This window comes from Neolewinella agarilytica, from assembly GCF_900110645.1.
In the GTDB taxonomy this organism is placed as follows: Bacteria; Bacteroidota; Bacteroidia; order Chitinophagales; family Saprospiraceae; genus Neolewinella; species Neolewinella agarilytica.
This window is the reverse complement of sequence record NZ_FOFB01000019.1, coordinates 35123-60841: the sequence shown is the minus strand read 5'-3', so window position 1 is coordinate 60841 and position 25719 is coordinate 35123. Positions and strand designations below refer to the sequence as shown.

Genomic DNA, 25719 nt, shown 5'->3' with positions numbered 1-25719 from the left:
CTTGCCAACAGGTGACGGTTACTCCAGCCCAATCGTAAACGAATACTTCAGCTGCTTGTCCAGTTCCAGCCGGTGCTCTTTATACGGACCGGCATTTGGCAGCCAGCTATTGTCTCCACCAACGCCGATCTGGCCGTAATCGATGTTAAGAATGAAGTTGGTAGCGGGGGTGAGCTCGTTGGTGTGCTCGGCGGCTTCCAGCGTCGCCTGGGTATAGGGCCAGAGGCTGAAGTCGAATCCATCTCCCTGAATGAGAAGTGTTTCTACGTTGTCTCCGTTGAGGGATAGCTCCCGGACATTCATCCGGTTGCCGTTCTCGGCGGGCTTAATGTAGGGCTCAGTCATCTTATCGGCAGACATCGTCCAATGGCCAAAGCGAGCACCCCGAAAACGGTCCGCATAGGCCTCGTGCGGTCCGCGACCGAACCAACTGAGGGTGTGATATTCTTTGCTGACCTGAGTTTGTAGTCCGTAGCGGAAGACACCCGGCACGGACTCCTTGGCTTCCAGATAAGAAGAAATCTGCAGGCGGGCTTTGCTCTGCGGAGTATCCTTAATGAAGTTTAAGGTAACGGTCTCTTCCACTTTGCCGTTCAGGTAGGTACGGATGATTTGCATCCCGGCACCCGTAGCTTTTTTACTTACCAGGGTGGGGGAGGCCGTTGCCCAGACTTTGTAGGCGCGGGCCAGGCCCGCGGGCTTATCGTTGTCCGTCGGTGCCCGCCAGAAGTTGGGCGTCAGCGGGGCGGCCAGCAGCTCGACGTCTCGCTCGGTGATGCTGACGATGATACCGGTTTTGGGGTCTGCCTCTACGCTGAAATCGCCGGAGGTGAGGTAAAGCCCCGTTGGGGTTTCCTGAAAGTTGCTCCGTTGGATGGCCGGAGCCATCGCGATGAAGCGGGGCTCCAGCTCAAACTGCTCAAAGGCAATCTCGTGCCCCGCCGGGCGGCCGAACTCCGGTACCCGCTGCAGGAAGGCGATTTCCAGATATTTGGCATCGTCGGGCACCTTGCCATCAAAGGTCCATTGCACCTGCGCACCGGCGCCCGCATCCGGAGCACTGCCTTTCCAGATGACTTTCGTCTCGCCCATCATGACGGCCCGGACTTCCATATCATACTGGTTAAGGTTCGTGTGGGTGAGCCAGGATTTGAACAGGAAGCTTTCCCCCTGCTGACTGATGGCTACCGGTTGAAAGGCATGTTTCGCCTCCCAGAGCGCTGGCTGAGGCGTCTGGTCGCTGTAAATCAAACCGTTCGCCAGGAAGTTGTTGTCATTGATGTCCTCTCCGTAATCACCGCCGTAGGCCATGAATTTTTGCCCCTTCTCATCGGTTTTCTCCAGGCCCTGGTCCACCCAGTCCCAGATGAATCCACCCGCAAAATTGGGGTAGCTGCGGAACATATTGACGAAGGTGTCCAGGTGGCCCGTTGAGTTGCCCATCGAGTGGGCGTACTCGCAATAAATCAAGGGCCGATCATCATCACCAGCCAGCAGTTCCCGCATGGTTTCTTTTGGTGTATACATCCGGCTGCGAACGTCAACGTAGGCCTGGTCATTCTTCACGTCGCCATCAATGGAGAAACTGCTGCTGGCGGCTCCTTCATTGTGAAGCATCCGGCTGCCGTCCCTTCCTTTGATCCAGGCGGCCATCGCTGCGTGGTTGGGGCCGGTGCCGGCTTCGTTGCCCAGGCTCCAGCTCACCACACTGGGGTGATTCTTGTCGCGCTCCACCATTCGGATGGCCCGGTCCAGCATCGCCGTGGCGTACATGGACATACTGCTGATCATGCTGCCGGCCTTGTGGGTCTCTAAGTTGGTCTCGTCCATTACATAAAGACCGATGCTGTCGGCCAGTTCGTAGAGGTAAGGATCGTTGGGGTAGTGACTGCAACGCACCGCGTTAAGGTTAAAAGCCTTCATCAGCCGCAGGTCTTCCCGGATTTCTGCCCGGGTGACGGCCTTACCGTTTTTGGCGGAATGGTCGTGTCGGTTGACGCCATAGAATATCACCTCTTTACCGTTGACTTTAAAGCCATCCTTTCCCCAGCTCAGATTCCGGAATCCAATGTTGTGGCCGGTCACATCAACGGTTTGCCCTGCGGCATTTTTTAGCGTGGCCGTCAGGCGGTAGAGGGTAGGTGTTTCGGCCGTCCAGGGTGCTACGTTGGGTACCTCTACTTCCAGGCCGTAGAACTGGTGAATGCCGTAGGGGTTACGGTAGGCTTTGCGTTTGTAATAATCTGGAATCGGGTTGACGGAGATGGATTCAGCCCTGGGCAGGACGGCCTTTCCCGTTGGGTCATAGAGTTGTATCTCGAAGGTCCAGTCTTTCAGGCTGGCGGGGTTCCGGAAATGGATCTTTGGTTCTACCCGCAGGTGGCCGGTGGTCTTGTCTGCTTTCAGACTGGGTTTGGCGAAGAGATCCATAAGGTATTCAGCCGGCGTACTCTGTACGTACACCTGCCGGTGCAGCCCGCTGAGCCGCCAGTGATCCTGATCTTCCAGGTAGGAGCCGGAGCTGTAGCGATACACTTCGGCGTATACTTCATTGCCACTGGCTTTGGCCAGATCGCTGATGTCGAATTCTGCGGGGGTGCGGCTTCCTTCGCTGTAACCCACGTAGCGGCCATTGACCCAGACGTGGAAGGCGGAGCTAACGGCCCCGAAGTGAAGTACCTGCCGGTCGCCGGCCCGAAAGCCCTTAATGTCGAAGGTTTTATGGTAGGCCCCCATGGGGTTGCGGTCATGATCCGTCGGGCCCGTTGTGGAAGGAACAAAGGGAGGGTTAGCGGGGCGGAAAGGATACTCCCAGTTGGTGTAAATCCGCATGCCGTGGCCCTGCATTTCCCAGTTGCCGGGCACCTGGATGTTACCGTAATCACTCAGGTCCAGCTTCTTATTGTCGTCGGGGATCCCGTTGTCTCCGTGTTCATGCCACTTGAATTTCCAGCTGCCGTTCAGGCTCGTCCGGCCAACGATCGCACCACCGGCTTTTGCCGTCGCCTCGTTGGCGTAGTGATACATCGTTGCGTGAGCCGGTAATCGGTTAACACTAAAGGTCTGCGGGTTTTGTGCAAAGCGTTGTTGGGCGCTGACGCTGGTGCAGAGAATGGCTGATAAAAGCAGGGTGAGGAGGAAGGCACGCATGCAGCTGGATAGTTTTGATGATCGGAGGGGAAAGGTCGGAAAAATTAGCTTAACAATCGATTCCATTTTTTGGGGAAATTGCTCTTTATACCTGTAACAAATTTGGTTTGACAAGATTAAACATCTAACTTTGACGATTATAAGTTTTGAGTATATTATTGCTATTTACCCCCCAAAAGACTATCTGAATACATAAGGCTTAATCGATCCCTGAGTCCAAATGGACTCAGCATTTTACCACTAGTTTATTCATTCAGAAGTTGATCATGAAACACACCCATTTAAGTTTGCGGGGCCTGCTGGCCTTCGCAGCACTATTATTATGTAGTGCATTCACCTTTGCACAATCTACGATTAGCGGTACCCTGGTGGACGCTGATACCGGAGATCCGCTCATAGGAGCCAGCGTCTTAGTTAAGGGAACCTCGAGCGGAACCGTTACTGACTTCGACGGCAACTATACCCTCCAGGCCTCAGAGGGCGACGTCCTGATTTATTCATACACCGGCTATGCTTCACAGGAGGTAATCGTTGGCCCTGATGCAAACTACAGTCTGCAGATGTCGGGCGGTGAGATTCTCGACGAAGTCGTCGTTGTAGCCTACGGCAAGCAAAAGAAAGCGACCGTAACGGGGGCCGTTGTGGGGGTGGAAGGTGGAGCGCTTAGGCAGTCCCCTTCCGTAAACCTGGGGGCTTCTCTGGCCGGCCGTTTGCCCGGCGTAGTTGTTATTCAGCCCAGCGGTGAGCCGGGTAATGATAACGCCCTGATTAATATTCGTGGGCAGAACACACTCGGAAACAGTAGCCCGCTGGTGGTTATTGACGGTATCCCGGACCGGGCCGGAGGCCTGGCTCGCCTGAGCCCGCAGGATATTGAGTCCATCTCTGTACTGAAGGATGCCTCGGCGGCCATCTACGGAGCCCGTGCTGCCAACGGAGCTATTCTGGTAACGACAAAGCGGGGCACGACGGGCAAGCCTACGATCAGCTATGACTTCAATCAGGGCTGGTCTCAGCCGACAGTTCTGCCGGAGATGGCTTCCGCCGTTGAGTACGCCAATATTATGAATGAGCTGCCGATTTATCAGACGGTACCCGTCAATGAATGGTCCGCCGCTTCACAAGCTATCCGCACTTCCGGAACTTACGACTCACCAACGGCGGGTGTAGGCACGGTTAATGCTAACTTCAGCCCGGACGCCGTGCGGCAGCACGCCGCAGGTGATGACCCATGGGGATTCCCGGATACGGACTGGTTCGGTGACGCTTTCCGTACATGGGCACCTCAAAGCCAGCATAACCTTTCCGTACGTGGGGGGACTTCTGCCGTACGCTATTTTGCTTCTTTAGGGCACGTTAACCAGGAAGCCTTTTATAAGAACACCGCTACCAAGTACAAGCAGTACAGCCTGCGCCTTAATCTGGATGCGGACGTTAGTCCCTACGTAACCACTCAACTTGGATTCACCGCCCGCCGCGAAGACCGTCGCTACCCAACCCAGGATGCAAACGCAATTTTCCGGATGCTCATGCGTGGCCGCCCAACGGAGCCTGCCGTTTGGCCTAATGGTTTACCGGGGCCTGACATTGAGAATGGCCAGAACCCGATTGTTATCACGACCAATGCAACCGGTTACGAAGAAAGCCCAACGGACTATCTGCAGGCCAATGGCTCAGTGACCGTTACTAACCCCTGGATCAAGGGGCTGGGAATTACTTTTTCCGGTGCTGCTGACCTTTCCAATACTAAGTTAAAGCGCTGGGAAACACCCTGGGAACTGTACTACTGGGATCGGGTAACCCGCGATGCTCAGGGGACTCCGGTAGTGGAACCTGCCGTTCGCTCGAACTTCACGGACCCCCGCTTAACCCAGGGCAACTCTTCTACGCTCAATACCAACCTTTCTACCCGTATTAACTACGATACCCGTATCGGTAGTGATCATACCATTGGCCTGATGGCCGGCGTAACGCGGGAGACTTTTACCGGGGAGAATTTCTTCGCCTTCCGCCGCAACTACATCTCTACGGCCGTTGATCAGTTGTTCGCAGGTGGCTCTCTGCAACAGGAAACCGGAGGCTCCGGATACGAACGGGCCCGACTCGGTTACTACGGCCGGGCGCAGTATGACTATAAAGAGAAGTACCTGTTGGAATTCATCTTCCGTTATGACGGCTCCTACATCTTCCCCGAGCAAGATCGCTTCGGCTTTTTCCCCGGTGTACTCGCCGGCTGGAACGTGACCAATGAAGACTTCTTCAACGTTTCCGGTGTCGACTTCCTGAAAGTACGGGCCAGCTACGGGCAAATGGGCAATGATCAGGTGTTCTTCAACGACCAGCTGCAGGAGTTTGCCTACCTGTCTACCTATGGCTTCGGGGAATACCCGATCAACAGCGTAGTGGAAACCACCCTGCGGGAGGAATTGCTGGCTAACCCCAGCTTCACCTGGGAGCGGGCCAATAACCTCAACTTTGGGGTAGACGCTATCTTGTTCAATAACCGGATTGACGCTACGGTAGAGTACTTCGTGAACCGGCGCGACCAGATCCTGATTCAGAAAACAGGCTCTACACCTGCTTCTTCAGGCATCAACAGCCTGCTCCCTCCGGTCAACGCCGGAGAGGTGGAAAACAAAGGCTTCGAATTTAATCTGGGCTATAACGGTAAAGCGGGTAACCCCTTCCAGTTCCGTTTTGGTATCAATGGTGGCTACGCCAAAAACAAGGTCATCTTTATGGATGAAATTCCCGGAGCTCCTGAATATCAACTCATGGAGGGTAAGCCCATTGGCGCTTTCCTGGTGTACCAATCCGACGGGGTATTCCTCGATCAGGCAGAAATCGATGCCGAAGAGTTGGACTACAGCGCTGTGACAGCTCGTTTGCTTCCCGGTGACATGAAGTTCGAGGACGTAAATGGTGACGGCAGAATTGATGGAGATGACCGGGTGCGCATTGACGATAACGGTACGCCGACGTTCAACTTCGGCGCCAACTTTACGGCCAGCTACAAAGGATTCGACATTACCGCTCTTTTACAGGGAGCTACCGGAGCCAGCCTGCGCGTTCAGACAGAATCCGGTGATATCGGTAATTACCTGAAATGGAGCCATGATAACCGCTGGAGCATTGATAACCCAAGTTCGGAGCATCCGCGCCTGGCCAGCCGTGGCGATACTTATTACACGGGCGGTAACTATGGGCAGAATACTTATTTCCAGTTCAGCAAGGACTACATCCGACTCAAGAACCTCGAAGTCGGGTACACCCTTCCCACCAACATCACGGATCGAATCGGGATTGGTAGCCTGCGGGCCTACGTGAACGGACTTAACCTGGTCACTTTCGACAGCCTTGAGTTCTTTGACCCCGAATCAACCGCTGGTAGCGGTGTTTATTACCCCCAAACCCGGATCATTAATCTGGGCTTAAATGTTTCATTCTAAACTATCATTTTATCATGCAAAAATTCATTAAAATACTGGGGAAGGGTGTCGTTGCTTCGGCCCTGTTCTTCCTGCTGCTTACGGGCTGTAAGGAAGACTTCCTGAACACCGAGCCGCTGGACAGCATTTCCAGCGAAGCAACCTGGGCGGACGGGCCGCTGGCTCAGGCCTTCATTTTTAACGTCTACTCCTTCCTGGGATATGGTGGCTTTGAAGAGCAGGGGCTTTCCTCTCTTACCGATGAAGCTATGTTTACCCACGCCGGGCGGAACATCCGTCCCTTCAATGAAGGAACGGAAGATGCGACCAACACCGCCTGGATGAGCGCCACCTACCAATGGGACCAGATGTACCTGGCTATCCGCCAGGCCAACGTAGCCATTGACCGCCTGCCTACTTCCACCTTTACCGACGATGTGCTGCGGGACCGGCTTCTTGGCGAAGCGCACTTCCTGCGGGCTTACTACTACCACCAGCTCGCCCGCTTCTATGGCGGTGTACCTTTGATTGACCGGCCTTACGGCCTTGACGAGGACTATTCCGTTGAGCGAGGTACCTGGGCAGAAACGGTTGATTTCATTGTCGCTGATCTGGATGAAGCGGCTCGTTTGCTGGCCGGCAAAACCGTAACGCCGGGTCGGGCGACTGACCTGGCCGCTCAGGCACTTAAATCACGGGTTCTGCTCTATGATGCGTCGGACCTGCACCAATCTGATCTGGTAACGGGTGTTTTCTCCGGCTATTCCAACATAGAGCTGGTTGCCTCCCCTTCCGGCGACCGTGCGGCCAAGTGGCGTCGTGCCCGCGACGCGGCCAAGCTCGTCGTGGATGCAGCCACGGGCTACAAACTGGACCTGAGCGGACCGGTAAGTGCTGAAGAAGGTAAGCAAAACTACGTCTCCATCGCCATGGGGGGTGGTAGTGCCGTAGGGGATGCATCGGCTGCCGTCGAGTTGATCTTCGAACGGACCAAGACCCCTCTTTACACCGTTGAGGATAACTGGCCACTGGGTGGTATTCACCATGGTATCAATAACGGGCCGAACGGCTACAACAACTGGGCGGGTAATACCCCCATTCAGCAAATGGTGGATGACTATGAAATGATGGACGGTTCCTACTTCGACTGGGACAACGCCGAGCATGCTGCTGCGCCCTACGATAACCGTGACCCACGTTTATATGCTTCCGTTATGCACGACGGCGCAAGCTGGAAACCCCGTCCCCCTGCCTCCAGAAGCTTTGATATGGTGGATCAGATCCAGACGGGCTACTACGATGACGGTGCCGGCGGAACGATCAACGGTGTCGATACCCGCGAATCTTCCATCGAGAACTGGAACGGTAGCCGGACGCATTATTACCATCGGAAATTCATCGATCCGGACCCCGCTTTACCAGACAATCAGTCGAATGCACAGACCGTTCCCTGGCCTTTTATTCGCTACACCGAGGCGGTGCTCAATTACGTGGAAGCCAGCATTGAGCTGGGTGAAGAAGACGTTGCCAGAGAGTGGCTCAGCAGGCTCCGCTATCGCGTAGGCATGCCCGCCGTAACCGACTCCGGAGATGCTCTGCGCGAGCGTTATCGCAACGAGCGCCGCGTGGAACTCGCCTACGAAGAGCATCGCTACCACGATGCCCGTCGCTGGCTGATCGCACCGGAGACGCTGGGTCGGATTATCCAGACGATTGACATCAGGGCGACTCTCAAACCCGGAGCTACTCCTCATACTCCGTATCGCTATGATACCGACGTTTATGACTACACGTACACAGTAGTTGAAAACACGGAGAACGAGACGAGAACCTGGGTCAATAAGATGTACTACCGGCCCATCTCCCGGGATGAGATTAACCGGAACTCGCTGTTGATCCAGAACCCCGGGTACTAAATTTTCGCCGCCGGCGTTAGCCGGCAAAACCAGAACCCGCTGACGGAAGTCAGCGGTACCGCCCGCCAGTTTCTTCTTTGGAAGCTGGCGGGTTTTCTTACTTTAGCGGACCTGCGGATTACGCCCGCCCCTCAAGTCTATTCATGCCAGTATCGATCAGAAGTTTCCTCCCGCTTTTATGCCTTTTTACCCTGCTCCGTTGTTCGGACGCTGCACCTGCGACCGCGCCCGAAAAAGCCGACGCAGAGATGCTTTTTACGCTGCTGACCACCTCTGAAACGGGCGTGGATTTTGAGAACCGACTGACCGAAGGGCCGAACACAAATATCCTGATGTATGAATATTTCTACAACGGCGGTGGTGTTGCAGCGGGTGATCTGAATGGAGATGGGAAAACAGACCTCTACTTCACGGCTAACATGGCCGAAAACAAGTTGTACCTAAACGATGGTGCCCTGAGTTTTCGCGACGTAACCACCCTGAGCGGCGCCGGCGGGCGCCCTGGCCCCTGGAAGACAGGGGTAACGATGGCCGACGTGAACGCCGACGGAAAACTCGATCTCTACCTCTGTTACTCGGGCGCTCTGCCCGCCGCGAAACGTGCCAATCAGCTTTTCATCAATCAGGGCAACGACCCCGATGGCGTGCCTCTTTTCAAGGACGAAGCCGCGGCCTATGGCCTGGCCAGCACCGCCTTCAGTAATCAGCTTTATTTCTTTGACTACGATCAGGATGGTGATCTCGACGGCTTACTGCTTAATCATAACCCCAAGTCTCTGCCCATCTTAAATCCGGTGAAAACAAAACAGCTGCTGGGCCAACCAGACCCGGAACGCGGGCTTCGCCTGTACCGGAACGATGGCGGCAAATTTCGGGACGTAACCGAAAAAGCAGGGATCAACGGCTCGGCGCTGAGCTACGGTCTGGGGCTGGCCATTTCGGATCTGGATAATGACGGTGATCCGGACTTTTATGTCTCGAATGATTATGAAGTCCCTGACTACCTCTATTATAATAACGGTGACGGAACCTTCACCGACCGGCTTGGCCAACAGATGGGGCATACGAGCCATTTCTCGATGGGCAGCGACATTGGTGACGTTAATAATGATGGACATCCGGACATCTTAACCCTTGATATGCTCCCGGCGGATAATCGAAGAAGCAAACTGCTGATGGCTGATGATAACCGCTCCAAACTCGACCTGAATCTGGCCAATGGTTTTCACCACCAGACAATGCGCAATATGTTGCAGATCAACCGGGGAGATGGCTCTTTTGCTGAAATCGGCCGCCTGGCGGGCGTGTCGATGACGGACTGGAGTTGGTCCGCTCTGCTGGCTGATTTTAATAATGATGGCTGGCAGGATTTACACGTCACCAACGGCTACCTTAAGGATTATACCAACATGGATTTTATTAAATACATGGAAGATTTCGTGGCCGAACGTGGTCGGCTGCAACGCGCTGATCTCAGGGGGCTGCTGGAAAAGATGCCCGCTTCTGATGTGAATAACTACTCCTTCGGCAACCGTGGAGACGGTACTTTTACGGACCAGACGAAAGCCTGGGGGCTGGCCCGTCCGTCCAACAGCAACGGTGCTGTATACGCTGATCTGGACGACGACGGCGACCTCGACCTGGTGGTGAGTAACCTTGATCAATCCGCCTTTATTTACAGGAATAACGGCAAAGGAAACCATTACCTGAAGGTCCGTCTGGAAGGTGCTGGAGGAAATTTGGCGGGTATCGGGGCACGGGTGGAGATTAGGGCCGGGGGCGTCACCCAAACACGGGAACAGTTTCCCAACCGCGGCTACCTGAGTAGTGTGGAGCCGGAGTTGCATTTCGGTTTGGGCGACGCAGCGCAGGTGCAAAGTTTGCTCGTCCGATGGCCGGACGGCGCGGTTCAGCGCCTGAAGAATATTGAGGCGAACCAGGACATCGTTCTCCGCCGTTCAGAAGCCATGGATCGGCCGGAAAAAAAGAGCATTGAGCCCGTTTTTGTGGAGGTAAAATCTCCGCTTGACTTTAAGCACAAAGCCTCCGCAAAGCGAGACTTTGACGGGGAGTTATTACTGCCAAGAGCCTATACCCATACAGGACCATGGCTGGACGAAAATGGGCGGATAAGCAATAGAGAATTATGGCGGCAAGTGTTGGCTGGCGGCAGCCCTTCGGTAGCTGTCACCGGCAACGAATATGTGCCCGCGAGTTATCCCCGTCTGGGCAAGTTAAGTGTCTCCATTGATGGGAAGCCCCTGAGCGAACTGCCCGAATCTCTGGAAAAGATCGGGAAAATTAAGGCTGCCGCCCGCGCCGATCTTAATGGCGACGGTGCGGAAGAACTGATACTTGCCGGAGAATGGACGCCGGTACTTATTTATGAGTACGTGGGAGGGAAGCTCATTGACCGGACAGAAAAATACCTGCCCGATAGCCCTTCAGGCTGGTACAATGCCCTCCATCTGGCGGACCTCAACGGTGACGGCAGGCCCGACATTCTGGTGGGGAACCAGGGCCTCAATAACACCTTCACGGCCAGCAAAGCCCGGCCGGTGGAGCTGCACGCCGCAGATCTGGATCAAAACGGTAGCATCGACCCGATCCTGAGTTATTATGACCCCGCGGATGGCAAACGCTATCCGGACGCTACGCGGGACGAGCTCCTCGGACAGCTCGCGGGGCTGCGCAAACGTTACCCGAACTACGAGCGTTACGCCAGCCAAACCCTGGACGAAGTTTTTCCCAGCTGGCCGGACGAGACACTTCACCTGAGGGCGGACCGACTGGAAACAACGCTCTATCTCAGCCAGCCGGACGGCACCTACGGCCTCGCTCCGCTGCCGGCGGAAGTGCAGTACGCTCCGGTACACACCATCACGGAACTGGACTACAATGGCGATGGCAATACCGACCTTCTGCTTTGTGGTAATGACAGCCAGGAAAAACAGCGGTGGGGGAAGTCGGACGCCAACGCAGGAATATTACTGCGGGGCAACGGCGCCGGTGGCTTTGAGTATGTACCACAAGCCGAGTCCGGTTTCCGGCTGCGCGGCGATGTGCGTAGCGTGGTGAAAATGGATGACTTGCTTTTATTTGGTATTCGGGGAGAGAAAGCCCGGGCCTATCAACAACAACGAACGGAATTTTGATGATGAAGACAGCTGCTTACCAACCGGACGCTCAAAGGACTTCAGCAGTTTCGCCTCCGGCTTTACGGCTGAAAACGCTTCGGGGGGCCTGGCACAATTGGTCTTGTTCAGGGCCTCGAGGGTACGCAGTGCGGAGCGCAGCGAAGTCCTGCGTTCCTGTGTGTGTCCGGATTTTAGGGCTATGCTTTTTCCTTACTCTACTGAGCTGTGGAAAAACGCCCCACTCCGAAGCCGAGATGGCCTCCCAGTGGGCGGACATGACGCTGAGACTCACCCAGTACACCCCCGGAAACAGTCCGACCTACGCCTCCCGGTGCCTTGGCTACATCGGGTTGACCATGTACGAAACGCTAGCCCCGGGCTACCCGGAGCGGAACAGTCTGGCGGGGCAGTTGAGCGAATTGACGATACTGCCGGCACCGGACCCTGAAGTAAGCTATAACTACGCCCTGGCCATGAACGCAGGGCAGGCCGAAATTTTACGCAAACTGTATAACCACACCTCAGACCTTAATAAGGCCAGCGTTGATTCCCTGGAAAGGGAATTGGAGCTGATGTTGTCAGCAGACGTGCCGGCCGAGGTCAGGAAAAGATCAGTTTCCTTCGGTCAGCGAATGGCGCGGGCCATTTTTGAGTGGTCTAAAAGCGACGGCGGGCACCGGGCCTACTTGCGTAACTTTGAAAAAGGGATGGTGCACCCTGACCGGCCGGGCGGCTGGAAGCCGCCGCTGTTTGCGCAGTCGTTCAGCCACCACCCCCTGCATCCGTTCTGGGGGCAAAACCGCCCCTTCATTCCGGCCAATTACCGTATGCAGGCCCCTGCCATTATCCCTCACGATACAACGCCGGGTTCACCGTATTACGAACAATTTTTGGCGGTCTATAAAGCGGATACGGCGCTGACGCAGGAGCAAAAAGAGATTGCCATCTGGTGGGGGGATGACCCGGATGAGACTTTTACACCGCCGGGACACTCCTATTACATCGCCAGCGAGTTTTTAAGAGCAAAGGACGCTGAGCTCATCACCCGCGCCGAAACTTACGCTCGGGTAGGGATAGCAGTAGCTGATGCCTTTATCCTCTGCTGGCGGTGGAAGTACCAGTTCTTTACGGAACGGCCGAATACCTTCATCCCCGCCTACATCGATGAGGAATGGGAGAGCTTCTGGCCAGACCCGCCATTCCCGGCCTTCCCTTCGGGGCATGCCATCCAGGCGGCGGCTGCCGCCGCCGTTTTGGAGGACCTGCACGGCCCGGAGTTCACCTTCACCGACCGCAGCCACGTCGGCCGGCCCTACGACGAAGTGCGGGAGACGGGCTTCGTGGAGCGCCCCTTTACCCGCTTCTGGGACGTTGCCCTCGAAACGGCCGACTCCCGCTTCTACGGCGGCATTCACACGCCGCAGGACAACGAACGCGGCCTGGAGAAGGGTAGGGAGGTGGCGGCGAATGTTACTGCAATGAAGTGGTAGCGGCGGCTTCAGCCGCCTGCTAGCAAGCGAAGCGCAGTAAAAGCGGAATTACCCCCAACTTTCCCCATAAGCCCTGATGGTGGTAACAAAAATTAAGATGAGTATTACGACAAACGCCAGGGTGATAAACCAGTAGATACCGCTCCAGAAACTAAACGTTGGCGAGGAGGCATCAGCGGTTGGCGGAGGAACCTGATCCGCTGACCCGGTTAGCTCACCTTCGTTGGCAGGGCTTGCTTCAGGCTCTGACCATAATGCGTAGATGTAATTCAGGAAAGCCACCAGGAATCCGCCCGACCCGATTAGGATTGCCAAGAGAATTAAAATTCCTGTGAGATCGATGGAGTAGATAAGCATTTAGCTGAGTTTTAGACCGGGCATAAGATAGCCATCCTTGCCTTTAGTCCAAAAATTGCACCCGCGCACCGTCGCCCAAAATGGTCGCTGTGCCTATATTGTCGGGGTCATGCGCTATTTCTCTTTACTCCTCCTGCTTTTTCCGCTTTGTCTCTCCGCCCAGTTTACCGACATAACTGACACGGCCGGTCTGAATCACCAGTTTCGGGTCCTGGAAGGCATGTTTGGTGGCGGTGCCTGCGTGATAGATTTTAATCAGGACGGTTTTGAGGACGTCTACGTTACCGGCGGCACCGTTGATGACCAATTGCTGCGGAATAACGGCGATGGAACCCTGACCAATGTCTTCGAAGGCTCGGGTCTGGAACTGACCCGTCGCTTCGTCACCCAGGGGGTAAGCGGAGCAGACGTGAACCGGGATGGTTACATTGACCTGCTGGTGACGACCATTACCGCCCGCGACAGCGCGCGCACCATTCCCCGTGCCCGAAACCTTTTGTTTCTGGGCCAGGCCGACGGCACTTTCCGGGACGGAACGGACGCTTTTGGGCTGACGGATGGCTACAGCTTCAGCACCGGCGGCAGTTTTGGAGACTTTAATATTGACGGTTGGCCGGACCTGTTTGTGGGCAACTATTTCATCGGCTACGAAGGTGAACTCAGCGTGATCAGTGACGCGACCATCGTGGGGGCCAATCAAACGGCTTACGATTATCTCTACCTGAATGAAGGTGGCGAACGCTTCGTCGACGTCGCCAAAGACTACAAGGCCTACCATCGGGGCTTCGGCTTCGGCGGGGTGTTTACGGATTACGATAACGACGGCGATCAGGATCTGATCGTGAACAACGACTTTGGTTATAAAGCCATCCCGAGCATCGTCTATGAAAACCGGTTCCCGCGTAAGGAATTCCGCGACGTCAGTGAGAAACTGGAGCTTGATCTGCGGATCAACGCCATGGGCTCCGCGGTTGGCGACCCAAACGGGGACGGGCTGTTGGATTATTATATGACCAACATCCGTTTTAATCGCTTCATGGTGCAAGCAGGCAAAGGGGAGCCCTTTGAGAACAAGGTCAAGGAAGCGAACATGAACTTCGTCTCCATCAGCTGGGGCGCTAACTGGGCAGACTTTGACCACGACGGCGACCTTGATCTCTTCGTGAGTAACGGTGACCTGAACCCTAACTGTGTTCCGATGGCTAACTATTTCTTTGACAATCTCGGCGGAGGTAAATTTGAAGATGTCGCAAAAACCAACGGCACGGGGGATTATGGCATTGGCCGGGGCTCGGTGGCTTTTGACCTGGAGAATGACGGCGATCTGGACTTGCTGGTGGTTGGTCAGCAAGCGGTTTTACCCAATTATCCGGTTGAATCGATTACCCGTCTTTTTCGCAACGACGGCGCAACGGGTAACTGGCTGAAGGTCCGGCTAAGAGGACTAACCTCTGAACTGAACGGACTGGGCAGTCGGGTAACTGTTTTCTCCGATGGCCGACAAATGATCCGTGAGGTCGATGGAGGTGGCAGCAGTCATTTGTCCCAAAATTCTCCGATCGTCCATTTTGGCCTTGGAACATCGGAGACAGCGGACTCGGTCCTGATCGCCTGGAACGGGGGCAAGGAGCAGTTACTGACCGAAGTGCCCGCCAATCAGTTGCTGGAGGTGGAAGAAATTCCCGGAGGTATACCGCGAAGCGGATTTCCCTGGTGGGTGGTAGGGTTGATTGCTGTAGTCCTGCTGGGCTCGGGCTATTTACGTTGGCAGCGGTAGCCACTGAGACAAGCGATATTGCTCCTTATTTATTTGCCTGCACCTGCGTTCGCGCCCTTTCTGGCTGAGCTAAGAGAAATGGTTACAATATTCTGGAGAAAGCACGGGGAAACCTAATGGTGCCAGACGGTTGTGCATTTGCTTGCGGGCGCAATAGACAAAGCTCTTTAACTGAATACTAAATTTTTTTTACCTTTGCGAGCAGCGTTTGACGCTGAGTGTTCGTTCGGTTTTTACGATGGCCAAACACATTTAGTTACACTTAACCAAACTTTACTTTTGACCTGGCCGTCCGTTTGCGTTTCCCTTTTGGGCATTTATTTTAGCCTTTTTGACTAGACTAAAACTATACACGAGACAAATACCAGCTGCCCGTTGAAGGTAGCCTAATACACTTTTCATTCACTAATTTCTTCTTGAAAGTATAACCCATTCGTTTAGCCATCCTGTAACTGCAGTAGTTACTGATATAATTTCTCCCCAGGAGGAACAGACCGTTTGTTGATTGTAGTGGGGGTATGCCTTTGAGCAGTTCACTTGAAATATATTCATAAAATCATTACAGTATGAGACGATTCTCACTAGTCCTAGGGCTACTGCTTTTTGTTATGGGCGTTACCATGGCACAAAGGACCGTTACCGGAACGGTAAACGACGAAGAAGGGGAATCCCTGATTGGGGTTAGTATTCTTGTTGAAGGAACAACGACGGGTACGGTATCAGATATTGATGGCACCTACACCATTAGCGTCCCGGAAGGGAGTAACGTGCTGGTTTTCAGCTATACGGGCTTTGCTAACCAGGTTGTTGAAATTAACAATCGGTCTAACATTGACATAACGATGGAGACTTCCGCTGAGCTTCTGGAGCAGGTTATCGTTACTGCTTACGGGGTGACGACTAAAGAAGCCTTTTCGGGTTCTGCCGATGTTATTGGTGCTAAAGATCTGGAACTGCGAAACGTTACTTCTCCGCTGGCGGCCATTGAAGGTAAGGCTACCGGTGTACAGTTTACTTCTCCTTCCGGAGGACCTGGCTCTTCACCAGGTATCGTAATTCGGGGTGTAGGTACGCTTAACGGTAGCTCAGACCCACTGATCATTGTTGATGGTGTGCAGTTTGAAGGCAACCTGAACAACATTAACCAGGAAGACATTGAGTCGCTGACGGTTCTCAAGGATGCTTCCTCAACTTCCCTCTACGGCTCCAGAGCTGCCAACGGGGTTATTTTAATTACAACCAAAAGAGGCACGAAAAACGGAACGCAGGTTTCAGCATCTGTGCAACATGGTACGGTAAGCAGAGGCATTCAGCTATATGATGAAGTTACCCCCGGCCAGTACTACGAGACGATGTGGGAAGCGCTGAAAAATTCGAGCGCTGCCGATGGAGATGCCGAATTTGCTTCCGCCAATATCTTCAATAGCCTCGGTTATAACCCTTTCGATGTAGCAAACGACCAGATTGTCGGCACGGATGGAATGCTGAACCCTAACGCAAATTTGATTTACCAGAGCTTAAACTGGTATGATGAACTGGAGCAAAGTAACACGAGAACGAACTACAACCTGAACGTATCCAGTGGAGGCGACAACCATCGCGTATTTTTCTCTACTTCCTACCTGGACGAAGGTGGATACGTCAAAACGTCTGAGTATGACCGTCTGACTTCCCGGGTAAACGCAGATTTTGACGCTAACAACTGGCTCTCTGTTGGTGGTAGTGCAAACGTTACGGTGGCTAATCAGGCCGGACCCGCTTCGGGAGGTACCGGTAGCATTGTGAACCCTTTCAGTTTTGCCAAAAACATCGGTTCCATTTACCCGGTATTCGTCAACGATCAGGACGGTAACCTGGTTCGGGACGCAGGTGGCAACCCGGTGTTTGATTCAGGGGAAGGTTTCCCTGAGTTCAACGTCGGTTCAAGACCCATCAACCAGGGAAGACACGCGCTTCAGGAATTACTTCTCAACGATGAGCGAAACTTCAACAATACCTACGGCTTCAGATTTTACTCCACCTTCCATCTTATCGAAGGGCTTGATTTCACGCTCAATTACGGTCGGGACATCAATGAAGGCGTGAATAAAGGCTACGAGAACAACATTATCGGAGACGCTCAGCCAACCGGGCGGTATAGCGAAACGCGATTCAGAAGACAGGTAGAAAACTTCAACCAGCTGCTGACTTACCAGAAAAGCCTGGGGGGGATTCATAACCTTGACTTCACGCTGGGGCACGAGAGCTACGACCGGACATTTACCAGTAATAATGCACTGGCCGTTGATCAGACTGCAGAAGGAATTTTTGAATTCGCCAACTTCGCTACTCCCGTATCCGTAGGAGGGTCAACTACCGTTAAAACAATTGAAGGATACTTCGCCAGAGCGAATTACAACTACGATACGAAATACTACCTCAGCGTGTCTGCGCGTAGAGATGGGTCATCCGTTTTCGCTCCGGGGTCCCGGTGGGGTACCTTCTACTCTGTCGGAGCATCCTGGCGGATTACAAACGAAGCGTTCATGGAGAGTGTGGACTTCGTTGATCGCCTGAAACTGCGTGCTTCTTACGGTGAAGTGGGTAACGATAATCTGGGAGATTTCTTCCTTTCACAGCCTCGCTACGCCCTGTCTTCGAATGCAGGAAACCCGGCCATCCTTTTCTCAACGATTGGTAACCAATTGCTGCAGTGGGAAACCATCGAAAACTTTGATGTAGCGCTGGAATTCACCTTGTTCAACAACTTCCTGGATGGCTCCATTGAGTACTACCGCAGAAACTCTTCGGACTTGCTCTATGACCTGCCCATTGCACTGAGTAACGGTGCGGACGCCTTCCCGGCGAACATTGGAGACATGTATAACTCTGGTATCGAGTTAGGCCTGACCGCTAACCTGGTAACGACGGCTGATTTCAGATGGGCACTGTCAACGACAGCATCGACCTTCAAAAACGAAATTACCAATCTGCCGGACCCCATCATCAATGGTTCTAAGCGTTGGGCTGAAGGTCAATCAAGATTTGATTTCTACTTACTCGAAACTGCTGGCGTTGACCCACAAACAGGAGATCAGTTGTTCAACATGTACGAGTTTGATGAAGATGGTAACAGTATTCCGGTAATGGACGGGGACGGAAACCAGGCAACAACTAATGACTGGCAGGAAACGGAAAGAGTTTACACAGGAGACAGTTCTATTCCTGACCTGTTGGGATCGGTTTCTACCAGTCTGAACTACAAAGGAATTTCGTTGAACATCCTGGTGAATTACGGTATTGGAGGAAAGGTTCTGGACAACGGATACTCCGCCATGATGCACAGCGGTACCTACGGCCGTTCGCTCCACCCGGATATCCTTAACGCATGGCGTCAGCCCGGTGACATTACGGATGTGCCAAGACTGGAAAACGGTAACCCCAACCTGGTCCTGACCCAATCTTCCCGGTTCTTAACCGATGCTTCCTTTGTCGCTTTGCGTAACGTGAACATTGGCTATACTTTCGGCAATGCAATAACCGATAAAATCGGACTCGGAGGCTTAAGAGTTTCCCTTACCGGAGAAAACCTGTTCCTGAAGAGCGAAAGAAGCGGTTTGAACCCACAGTACAACCTGGGCGGAACTGGCGCAGGTAACGACTTTAATCCTGCACGGATTATTTCTGCCGGACTGAACGCAAACTTTTAAAAAACAGCTGGTATATCAGCGGTAGAGTCAATAGCCTCTGAACGGTCAGTACTTACTGACAATCAGGAGTGTTGCCGGCTTTACCGCTGATGTATCACCTAAATTCAATAAAGATGTTATCATATATAAAACACTCGTTTCTACTCTTCGTCGCATTAATAGCTTTTTCCTGTGAAGAAGAATTTTTAGATACCACGCCGACTGATGCCATCGCTTCAGCGGATGCACTTGCAACGGAGGCAAATATGGCCCTGGTGATCAACGGGATGCATCGTACAATGTACGCCCAGTCACAAACGGTTCTTCCCGGTGGTAGTGCAGTAGCTACTACCGCCAGAGCAAACGAACACTACTGGGTGCCAATGGGGGACAACCTCGCCGGAGGCCTGATCCATAGTGCAAATGCTAATAACCTGGGATGGCGGGATGAGGCTCAATGGAACTCTCATACCCTGCAGACGTCAAACACCGTCAACGTTCTTTGGTACCACCGTTACAATATTATTGCGAACGCTAATTCGCTGATTAATAGAATCAATGAAGGTGTACTACCGGTAACACCGGGCTTGAAAGAGATTGAAGGTCAGGCATATGCCTACCGGGCTTATGCCTATCTCTCGCTGGTTCAGCACTACGCTAAGGGCTATCTAATTGGTAACCCAAGCACTGATCCGGGTGTGCCGATTCTGTTTTCTTCAGATTCTCCTTTCGCCAGCGGCCCCAGAGAAACCGTACAAGCCGTTTACGACCAGATTAACAGTGACCTCGATGCAGCCATCGCTGCTTTTGGAGAGGCTTCTGATAGACCATCAGGTAGTGCCTTTGACAAAGCGAATCTAAACATCGACGTAGCGTGGGGCCTGAAAGCCAGAACCGCACTTGCTACCGGAGATTGGGCTACCGCAGCTACTGCAGCAGTCAATGCCCGCCAGGACTATCCGATCATGGGAGAAGATGACTGGAAAGCCGGATTTAACTCTACACTACTCCCCGAAGTAATCTGGGGAAGTAACGTGATCACCACGGAAACAACCTTTTTCCGTTCTTACTTTTACTTAGCTTCCAACACTTTTAATGGTAGCCAGGTAAGAAATAATCCTAAGATTGCGGACCGTAGACTGATCGACGCTGTACCTGACACTGACTACAGAAAAGATATGTTTTTGATCGATGCGCCCAACACTAACCTGTCCGCAGCAAATGGCATGGGAGGCTTCGCCAATAACACCAACCCGCTGTATACTACAGAAGAGGAGTTTAATGCGGCAAGAGCCGAACTTGAAGCAACCTGGGGGTGGACCTCTCGTCATAACGCTCACCCTTACATGCACGTGAAGTTGCGTCAGCAGGTACCAGGAGGAATTGAGCCAGACGATATCATCTACATGCGTGCCTCAGAGATGTACCTGATCGAAGCGGAAGCGAAAGCAATGATGGGTGACATCGATGGCGCACAGGAAGCCCTGCGCCCGTTGGGCGAAGAGCGTGACAGCGCCTACGACGTGACGGCTTTTGACACTCAGGAGTCGTTTATGGAGCACATTAAGTTCCAGCGCGGCATTGAGCTTTGGGGAGAAGGATTCCTGTTCCAGGACAAAATTCGTTGGGATGATCCCATCGATCACGCAGCCGATGGCGGCTCCGGTGCTTCTCAGGTCCTTTACCAGGAAGGATACTTCCAGGACCGGCCTTCCGTCAACCCTTCCTGGGTCTTCAAAATCCCGCAACGGGAGTTGGACACCAACCCGAATCTGGGGCCTGATGACCAAAACCCTTAATCAGGAATAGATCGACCTGTTCCATCTGAATGGGTACTTCTAATAGAAGATTACTGAGCCATCCCGAACTTTGACGTCGTCAAAGTTCGGGATGCTTGGTTTTGAGGTAGTGCTTAAGAGAGTCGGAGCGTGGCTCTAAGCCTGACTGTACAAAATCCACCACCAAAGAAAGGCGGCCCAGGCCCAGAGAATCAGGCCGTAAATAATCCGTAGAATCACGACCGAATCTATACTTGGTGCCAGAAAATGCCAGGCGGCGCCCGCGAATAAAAAGCTAAAGGACCATCCCATACCGATCATGATAACCGCAGGCCACATCCAGTCACCGTGCAGGTCGTCGATCCACGGATAGCCACGTAGGACGAACGAAACCGGATAGTAGAGTACCGCGCCCAGCATTCCCATGCTAATGAAACCGAGGATGAAGGTGGCCACAAAACCAATGGCGGAGAACCTGGTGGTATAGGAAAGATTAGTCCAAAACTCGGGCATAGGCGTGGGGGAGTTATAATTGGCAGCGAAGATAGACCTAAATTTCGGCGTAGAAATTTCCGCGCTTTTGTCTCTTCATTGCACCTGCACATTCGGTAAGCTCAGTAACGATGGCAGCGCTAAAACGCCCCGAAAGTATACTAAACCCGAGGTCATTATCTTTGTAATACAGGGCGCAAACGCAGGATGCTGTGATTGGTATTCCTTCGCTATCGTACAAAGTCGGCGGACCTGACATCGCCTGCTTTTCGTCTTACTTCAATTCTCCGTGGCTTGCAAATTCTTACCCAAAACGAATATTTTGGCGTGCAACGCCGGGAGTTGTTCCACAAGGGCATTAGCCTCTCGGAGTACGATTATTTTGATCCCGGTACGCCGATGCATTACCACGAGAACCCCTACTTCATGTACGTGATCGCGGGGAACATGGTTGATGTCAATAAATCGGGAGCTTCTTTATTGCCTCCGGGCAGCTTGATGTTCCTTAACTGGCAGGAGGTGCACCGTACAGAGAAAAAATCCAACCGGGGCCGCGGTTTCCACTTGCAGATCGAGCGGAAATGGTTGGAGGCTCAGGAAATAAATGCCGGCCTCTGGGAAGGGAGCCAGGTCCTGAATCACCCCGACTTTCACCTGCAGCTGAGTAAGATTCACTATGAGTTCCGGCAGGCGGATAATTTTTCAATTCTTTCCATTGAATTACTGGTGCTGGAGCTTTGTGGTCTGTTAACCAATAAATTCATCGTTCCGCTGAAGCATCCACCTCTGTGGATGGATCAGCTTAAAGAAATACTACACGGCAGTGCTGAAAACCTCAGCCTGGAGGAACTGTCCACTGAGCTGGGTGTTCATCCCGTTCATATCTCCCGAACGGTACCTGTTTTTCTGGACAGTACATTGGGTGAGTACAGGCGCAAACTCCGGGTGAGTAAGGCGCTACCTCTCCTGTTGAGCAAGGAGGCATCTTTGGCCCAGATTGCCTTTGAAAGCGGCTTCTCTGATCAGAGCCATTTCAACAGAGTATTCAAATTTTATTACGGGAAAACGCCGGCACGGTTTCGGAAGCAGGCCGGGGTGTAGCCCACGTTAATTTCGTTCTATCAGGGGCAGCAGGTCGTACCTACTTTTGGCATGAATTAACAAACCAGCTCTTAATGATCAGACACTTCATCGCCCTGCTTATCCTCTTCGCCTTATTCCAACGCTGTTTACCGGCTCAGCCAAACGACATGAAATCCTACAACGGAGATTGGGAAGCGGAGCTTTCTGCCCGGACCTTCAGCCACCAATTAACGTTCACTCCGGAAGCCAGCAATCAATGGCGGGTGAAGATGGGCAATAAAGTCTTTTCACATGAACAACTGCTTAGTTCTTCGGGAGAGAAAGGACAGGTAGCCCTGGAGCTTGGCGACGTCTTACGTTTTTCAGGAGAGTTGAGCGAAGATGAAAAGGTACTCTCAGGCTTTCTGCAAACGACCTACACTAAATTCCGACTCACCCTGCGCGATAACGGTAAAGGGGGCTACTCGGGTAAGTGGAACAGTTTATACGTCCCTAAGCTTCAGCCGGCGAAATTATACTTGTCCATAGAAAACGGGGAAGGAAATAACTATGAGGCCTATCCCATTCTGCCCGATAACCGTTACCGGGGTACCTACGCCGATGATTTCCAGAAGTCAGCGGACGAGATCAGCTTTGTTGACCGGCGAACCGGCTATTCGTTTAAAGGCTTCCTGCGGGGAGATACTATTCTGATGGAGGTATACATTGGTGGTGGTAAAGTCGGGGGTATGTCCTTTACAAGATCTACGGAAGACTGGAAGATTGGAGCTACTACGGATTACAGCCCGGAGGAGCCACGCCATCCAGACCTGGAAAATGATGGCTGGCCAACCGGCCCCCTGGCTAAAGTTTCGAATAGTGAGGCTTCCCTTGATCGTATGGTCGATAGCATTGAGGCTGAAGCCCTTACGCACGTACACAGCGTCTTGATGGCACACCAGGGAACCCTGGTCTACGAAAACTATTTTAACGGCTTTCAGCCTGACCTTCCCCACGATCAACGGTCGGCGGCCAAGAGCTTTGCCTCAGCCATAATCGGTATTGCCCTGGAGGATGGAGTGTTTCAGGACGTAAATGATGCTCTCTACGACTATCTGCCGGAAGACTATCAGGCCACCAAAGACGAGCAAAAGGCCCGGATTACCCTCAAACATCTTCTGACGATGAGCTCCGGCCTCGATGCCATTGATTTTGGCATTGATCGGGTAGGGCAGGCCACGGAAGATAATTACCAAATGACCCGGGATTGGATCGAGACCGTTCTCACCGCGCCCATGATTTACGAGCCGGGGGAACACTGTAACTATGGCTCCGCTAATCCCTTCCTGCTCGGGGTAGTACTTGATCATGCGTTGGAAGAACCAGTGGAAGATTACTTTCACGAACGACTCTTCGGTCCGCTGGGGATTGAAAACTACTCGATTCCGATCGACCCGGATAGCCGGTTCTACTTTGGTGGCGGGACCTACCTCGGACCCCGGGACATGCTTAAGTTCGGAGAGTTGTACCGGCAGGGTGGGGTATGGAAGGGAGAACAAATACTAAGCCCCTCCTGGATCGAACAATCCTTTACCCAATACGGCATACTGGAAAACACCAGCGAGAAAAATGGGTACGGCTACCTGTTCTGGCTCAGAAGCTATCAGGTGGGGGAACGAAAGGTCAGGGCCTACGAAGCCAGAGGGGCTGGCGGACAGTACATCTGCGTAATCCCTGATCTCGAACTGGTCATCGTGATCACTTCGGGGAATTACCGCAATGGCCGCTACTGGCAGCCGGAGGTAATTATTGAGGAGTATCTGCTACCTGTTTTCGCCGAGTAAAGATGGAGACTATTCGCCAGGAAAATGAACCGATTTACCCTACTCTCCACACGAAGCGTAATGATATACGTCGTTTAAAAAAAGGGACCCTGAGATGATACTACGTACCAATGGGTAGCCAGAATCGGTATAGGTATATCGATACCGGGTGGTATAGGTATTCTCAGAACGGCCATAGGTGGTTACTCTTCTTTCCAGATTATTATTAGGCGTTCTCTCACGGATCCATTTTGAAATGTCTAAATGGATGAGCGGTAGGTTCTTATTAGGGTTGTTCATCGTGTCGTAGCTAAGGAATTGTTCTTCCCTCAGCAGTACGCCTGCCGTGTTGTGAGTTAACACAGATTGCAGATTTCCACTTTCTTCGAAATAGGAAAAAGTTTCAATGCGGTCGTTTATGCTATCTTCGATTCGGACGATTTTTTCCCTCTCAAACGTATACACGCGGTTCATTACCGTTAAGAACTCTCCTGTAGCGGTATCTCTGCGGAATCGGGTAGATTTTTCTATTTGCCCTCCATCGTCGTAAATGAAGATTTCATAATCGTTTTGGTCGGCAGTGATTGTAGTGATCTTTTCATTGCCGTACTTAAATTGATCGGTCGTATAAATATCTTCAAATTCACTTAAAATAGTATCCTCTTCAAATGGACGTACGTTGTACTGCCAAAGTACACAGTCTACGTATTTAAGTTGAGTACTATAACGGATCACACCACCGAGGTGATCAATTCTTACGGGAACAATTCCCGAAAGCGGAACCGGACTGGCCTGTGGTATAATTTCCTCTTGCTCACAGTTGGTGAAGAAGAGGAGTGCAAGGATGCTAAAAACCTGGAGGTGGAGGTATTTCATTCTTTTGGATTTTAGGTTGGTGATATACACTTGGCTGCTACTAAACTAACACTAATATAAGCTTAATTTTCTGCATTAAAAACCCGCCCCGCCTCACATCTCACCACCCGGGCCTGGAAGGTGTCCAGCAGCCGGTAGTCATGAGTAGCGAAAAGAACGGCGGAGCCGTTTTCTGTAGCTAGTTGCCGCATCAGGGTGAGGATTTCGCGGCTGGTTTCGGGGTCTAGGTTGCCGGTAACTTCATCGGCAATGAGCAAGGCAGGTTTGTTGAGCAGGGCACGGGCAAAAGCGACCCGCTGCCGCTCGCCACCGCTCAGGGTGTGGGGCATGGAGCGGCGGCGGTCAGCCAGGCCGACGGCGGTAAGCACCTCGTCGATCCGTTTTTCGGTATCAGCGCCTTTCTTCCAGCCCGTGGCGCGCAGGGCGAAGCGGAGGTTGTCTTCTACGCTGCGGTCCATCAGCAGGTTGAAATCCTGAAAGACAATTCCCAGTTGACGGCGGAGTTGCGGGATTTTTCGTCGGCCTATTTTGTGTAGATGGAAGCCACTGACGGTACCCGATCCGGCAGCCAGGGGAAGGGCGGCGTAGAGCGTTTTGAGAAGACTCGACTTCCCCGCACCCGTTTTCCCGACCAGATAAACGAACTCGCCTTCGGCGATGGTGAGGTCAACCTTCTCCAGAATATTGCGCTCACCCTGCCGGATGTTTGCGCCCCGCAATTCCACAATTGCCGTTGCCATAGGTATAACTTTAGTGTCCGCAAGA

14 protein-coding genes are annotated in these 25719 nt (G+C 52.9%); 9 read left to right on the top strand and 5 right to left on the bottom strand.

Going from position 1 to position 25719, the window contains the following annotated elements:
* Positions 1-18: 18 nt before the first annotated feature.
* Positions 19-3150, bottom strand: a complete 3132-nt coding sequence (locus tag BM123_RS16280; RefSeq protein WP_175489427.1) for a glycoside hydrolase family 2 TIM barrel-domain containing protein — start codon at positions 3148-3150, stop codon at positions 19-21.
* Positions 3151-3416: 266 nt separating this feature from the next.
* Here BM123_RS16280 and BM123_RS16275 point away from each other — a divergent pair, with 266 nt between their 5' ends.
* The 4 genes from BM123_RS16275 (at position 3417) to BM123_RS16260 (ending at position 13121) form a co-directional block, all read left to right on the top strand.
* Positions 3417-6599, top strand: coding sequence for a SusC/RagA family TonB-linked outer membrane protein (locus tag BM123_RS16275; protein ID WP_090170460.1), 3183 nt, complete (start codon positions 3417-3419; stop codon positions 6597-6599).
* A gap of 14 nt (positions 6600-6613) precedes the next feature.
* The gene (locus BM123_RS16270) at positions 6614-8494 is read left to right on the top strand and encodes a RagB/SusD family nutrient uptake outer membrane protein (RefSeq protein ID WP_090170459.1); all 1881 of its coding nucleotides are present in this window, start codon (positions 6614-6616) and stop codon (positions 8492-8494) included.
* Positions 8495-8637: 143 nt separating this feature from the next.
* The gene (locus tag BM123_RS16265; RefSeq protein ID WP_090170457.1) at positions 8638-11649 is read left to right on the top strand and encodes a VCBS repeat-containing protein; all 3012 of its coding nucleotides are present in this window, start codon (positions 8638-8640) and stop codon (positions 11647-11649) included.
* 338 nt (positions 11650-11987) lie between these two features.
* Positions 11988-13121 carry a vanadium-dependent haloperoxidase gene (locus tag BM123_RS16260; RefSeq protein ID WP_245748596.1) on the top strand — a complete coding sequence of 378 codons (1134 nt, stop codon included), beginning with the start codon at positions 11988-11990 and terminating at the stop codon, positions 13119-13121.
* A 48-nt stretch (positions 13122-13169) separates the two neighbouring features.
* On the opposite strand, the gene BM123_RS16255 is transcribed toward BM123_RS16260, so the two are convergent.
* Positions 13170-13478, bottom strand: a complete 309-nt coding sequence (locus tag BM123_RS16255; RefSeq protein ID WP_090170453.1) for a hypothetical protein — start codon at positions 13476-13478, stop codon at positions 13170-13172.
* 109 nt (positions 13479-13587) lie between these two features.
* Between BM123_RS16255 and BM123_RS16250 the strand changes: the two genes are divergently transcribed.
* From BM123_RS16250 to BM123_RS16240, 3 genes are all read left to right on the top strand, one after another.
* Complete coding sequence (locus BM123_RS16250) at positions 13588-15255, top strand: CRTAC1 family protein (protein ID WP_090170451.1); 1668 nt, start codon at positions 13588-13590, stop codon at positions 15253-15255.
* A gap of 566 nt (positions 15256-15821) precedes the next feature.
* Positions 15822-18944, top strand: coding sequence for a SusC/RagA family TonB-linked outer membrane protein (locus tag BM123_RS16245; RefSeq protein ID WP_090170449.1), 3123 nt, complete (start codon positions 15822-15824; stop codon positions 18942-18944).
* A gap of 113 nt (positions 18945-19057) precedes the next feature.
* Entirely contained in the window at positions 19058-20722 is a 1665-nt protein-coding gene (locus BM123_RS16240) for a RagB/SusD family nutrient uptake outer membrane protein (RefSeq protein ID WP_090170447.1), read from the top strand.
* Between the two features lie 135 nt (positions 20723-20857).
* Here BM123_RS16240 and BM123_RS16235 read toward each other — a convergent pair whose 3' ends face one another.
* Positions 20858-21214, bottom strand: a complete 357-nt coding sequence (locus tag BM123_RS16235) for a hypothetical protein (protein ID WP_090170445.1) — start codon at positions 21212-21214, stop codon at positions 20858-20860.
* A 273-nt stretch (positions 21215-21487) separates the two neighbouring features.
* Between BM123_RS16235 and BM123_RS16230 the strand changes: the two genes are divergently transcribed.
* Both BM123_RS16230 and BM123_RS16225 read left to right on the top strand, forming a co-directional pair.
* Positions 21488-22294: a helix-turn-helix domain-containing protein gene (locus BM123_RS16230; RefSeq protein ID WP_090170442.1), complete on the top strand. Its 807-nt coding sequence runs from the start codon at positions 21488-21490 to the stop codon at positions 22292-22294.
* Between the two features lie 74 nt (positions 22295-22368).
* Entirely contained in the window at positions 22369-24099 is a 1731-nt protein-coding gene (locus BM123_RS16225) for a serine hydrolase domain-containing protein (RefSeq protein WP_090170440.1), read from the top strand.
* A gap of 39 nt (positions 24100-24138) precedes the next feature.
* Here BM123_RS16225 and BM123_RS16220 read toward each other — a convergent pair whose 3' ends face one another.
* Complete coding sequence (locus tag BM123_RS16220) at positions 24139-24954, bottom strand: hypothetical protein (protein ID WP_090170438.1); 816 nt, start codon at positions 24952-24954, stop codon at positions 24139-24141.
* Positions 24955-25016: 62 nt separating this feature from the next.
* Positions 25017-25694 carry a cell division ATP-binding protein FtsE gene (locus tag BM123_RS16215; RefSeq protein ID WP_090170436.1) on the bottom strand — a complete coding sequence of 226 codons (678 nt, stop codon included), beginning with the start codon at positions 25692-25694 and terminating at the stop codon, positions 25017-25019.
* Between the last annotated feature and the right edge of the window lie 25 nt (positions 25695-25719).

Excerpts from the sequence above, each read along its gene's own strand:
- BM123_RS16280 (WP_175489427.1), bottom strand. The coding sequence starts at position 3,150 with ATGCGTGCCTTCCTCCTCACCCTGCTTTTATCAGCCATTCTCTGCACC.
- BM123_RS16275 (WP_090170460.1), top strand. The coding sequence starts at position 3,417 with ATGAAACACACCCATTTAAGTTTGCGGGGCCTGCTGGCCTTCGCAGCA.
- BM123_RS16270 (WP_090170459.1), top strand. The coding sequence starts at position 6,614 with ATGCAAAAATTCATTAAAATACTGGGGAAGGGTGTCGTTGCTTCGGCC.
- BM123_RS16265 (WP_090170457.1), top strand. The coding sequence starts at position 8,638 with ATGCCAGTATCGATCAGAAGTTTCCTCCCGCTTTTATGCCTTTTTACC.
- BM123_RS16260 (WP_245748596.1), top strand. The coding sequence starts at position 11,988 with ATGTACGAAACGCTAGCCCCGGGCTACCCGGAGCGGAACAGTCTGGCG.
- BM123_RS16255 (WP_090170453.1), bottom strand. The coding sequence starts at position 13,478 with ATGCTTATCTACTCCATCGATCTCACAGGAATTTTAATTCTCTTGGCA.
- BM123_RS16250 (WP_090170451.1), top strand. The coding sequence starts at position 13,588 with ATGCGCTATTTCTCTTTACTCCTCCTGCTTTTTCCGCTTTGTCTCTCC.
- BM123_RS16245 (WP_090170449.1), top strand. The coding sequence starts at position 15,822 with ATGAGACGATTCTCACTAGTCCTAGGGCTACTGCTTTTTGTTATGGGC.
- BM123_RS16240 (WP_090170447.1), top strand. The coding sequence starts at position 19,058 with ATGTTATCATATATAAAACACTCGTTTCTACTCTTCGTCGCATTAATA.
- BM123_RS16235 (WP_090170445.1), bottom strand. The coding sequence starts at position 21,214 with ATGCCCGAGTTTTGGACTAATCTTTCCTATACCACCAGGTTCTCCGCC.
- BM123_RS16225 (WP_090170440.1), top strand. The coding sequence starts at position 22,369 with ATGATCAGACACTTCATCGCCCTGCTTATCCTCTTCGCCTTATTCCAA.
- BM123_RS16220 (WP_090170438.1), bottom strand. The coding sequence starts at position 24,954 with ATGAAATACCTCCACCTCCAGGTTTTTAGCATCCTTGCACTCCTCTTC.
- BM123_RS16215 (WP_090170436.1), bottom strand. The coding sequence starts at position 25,694 with ATGGCAACGGCAATTGTGGAATTGCGGGGCGCAAACATCCGGCAGGGT.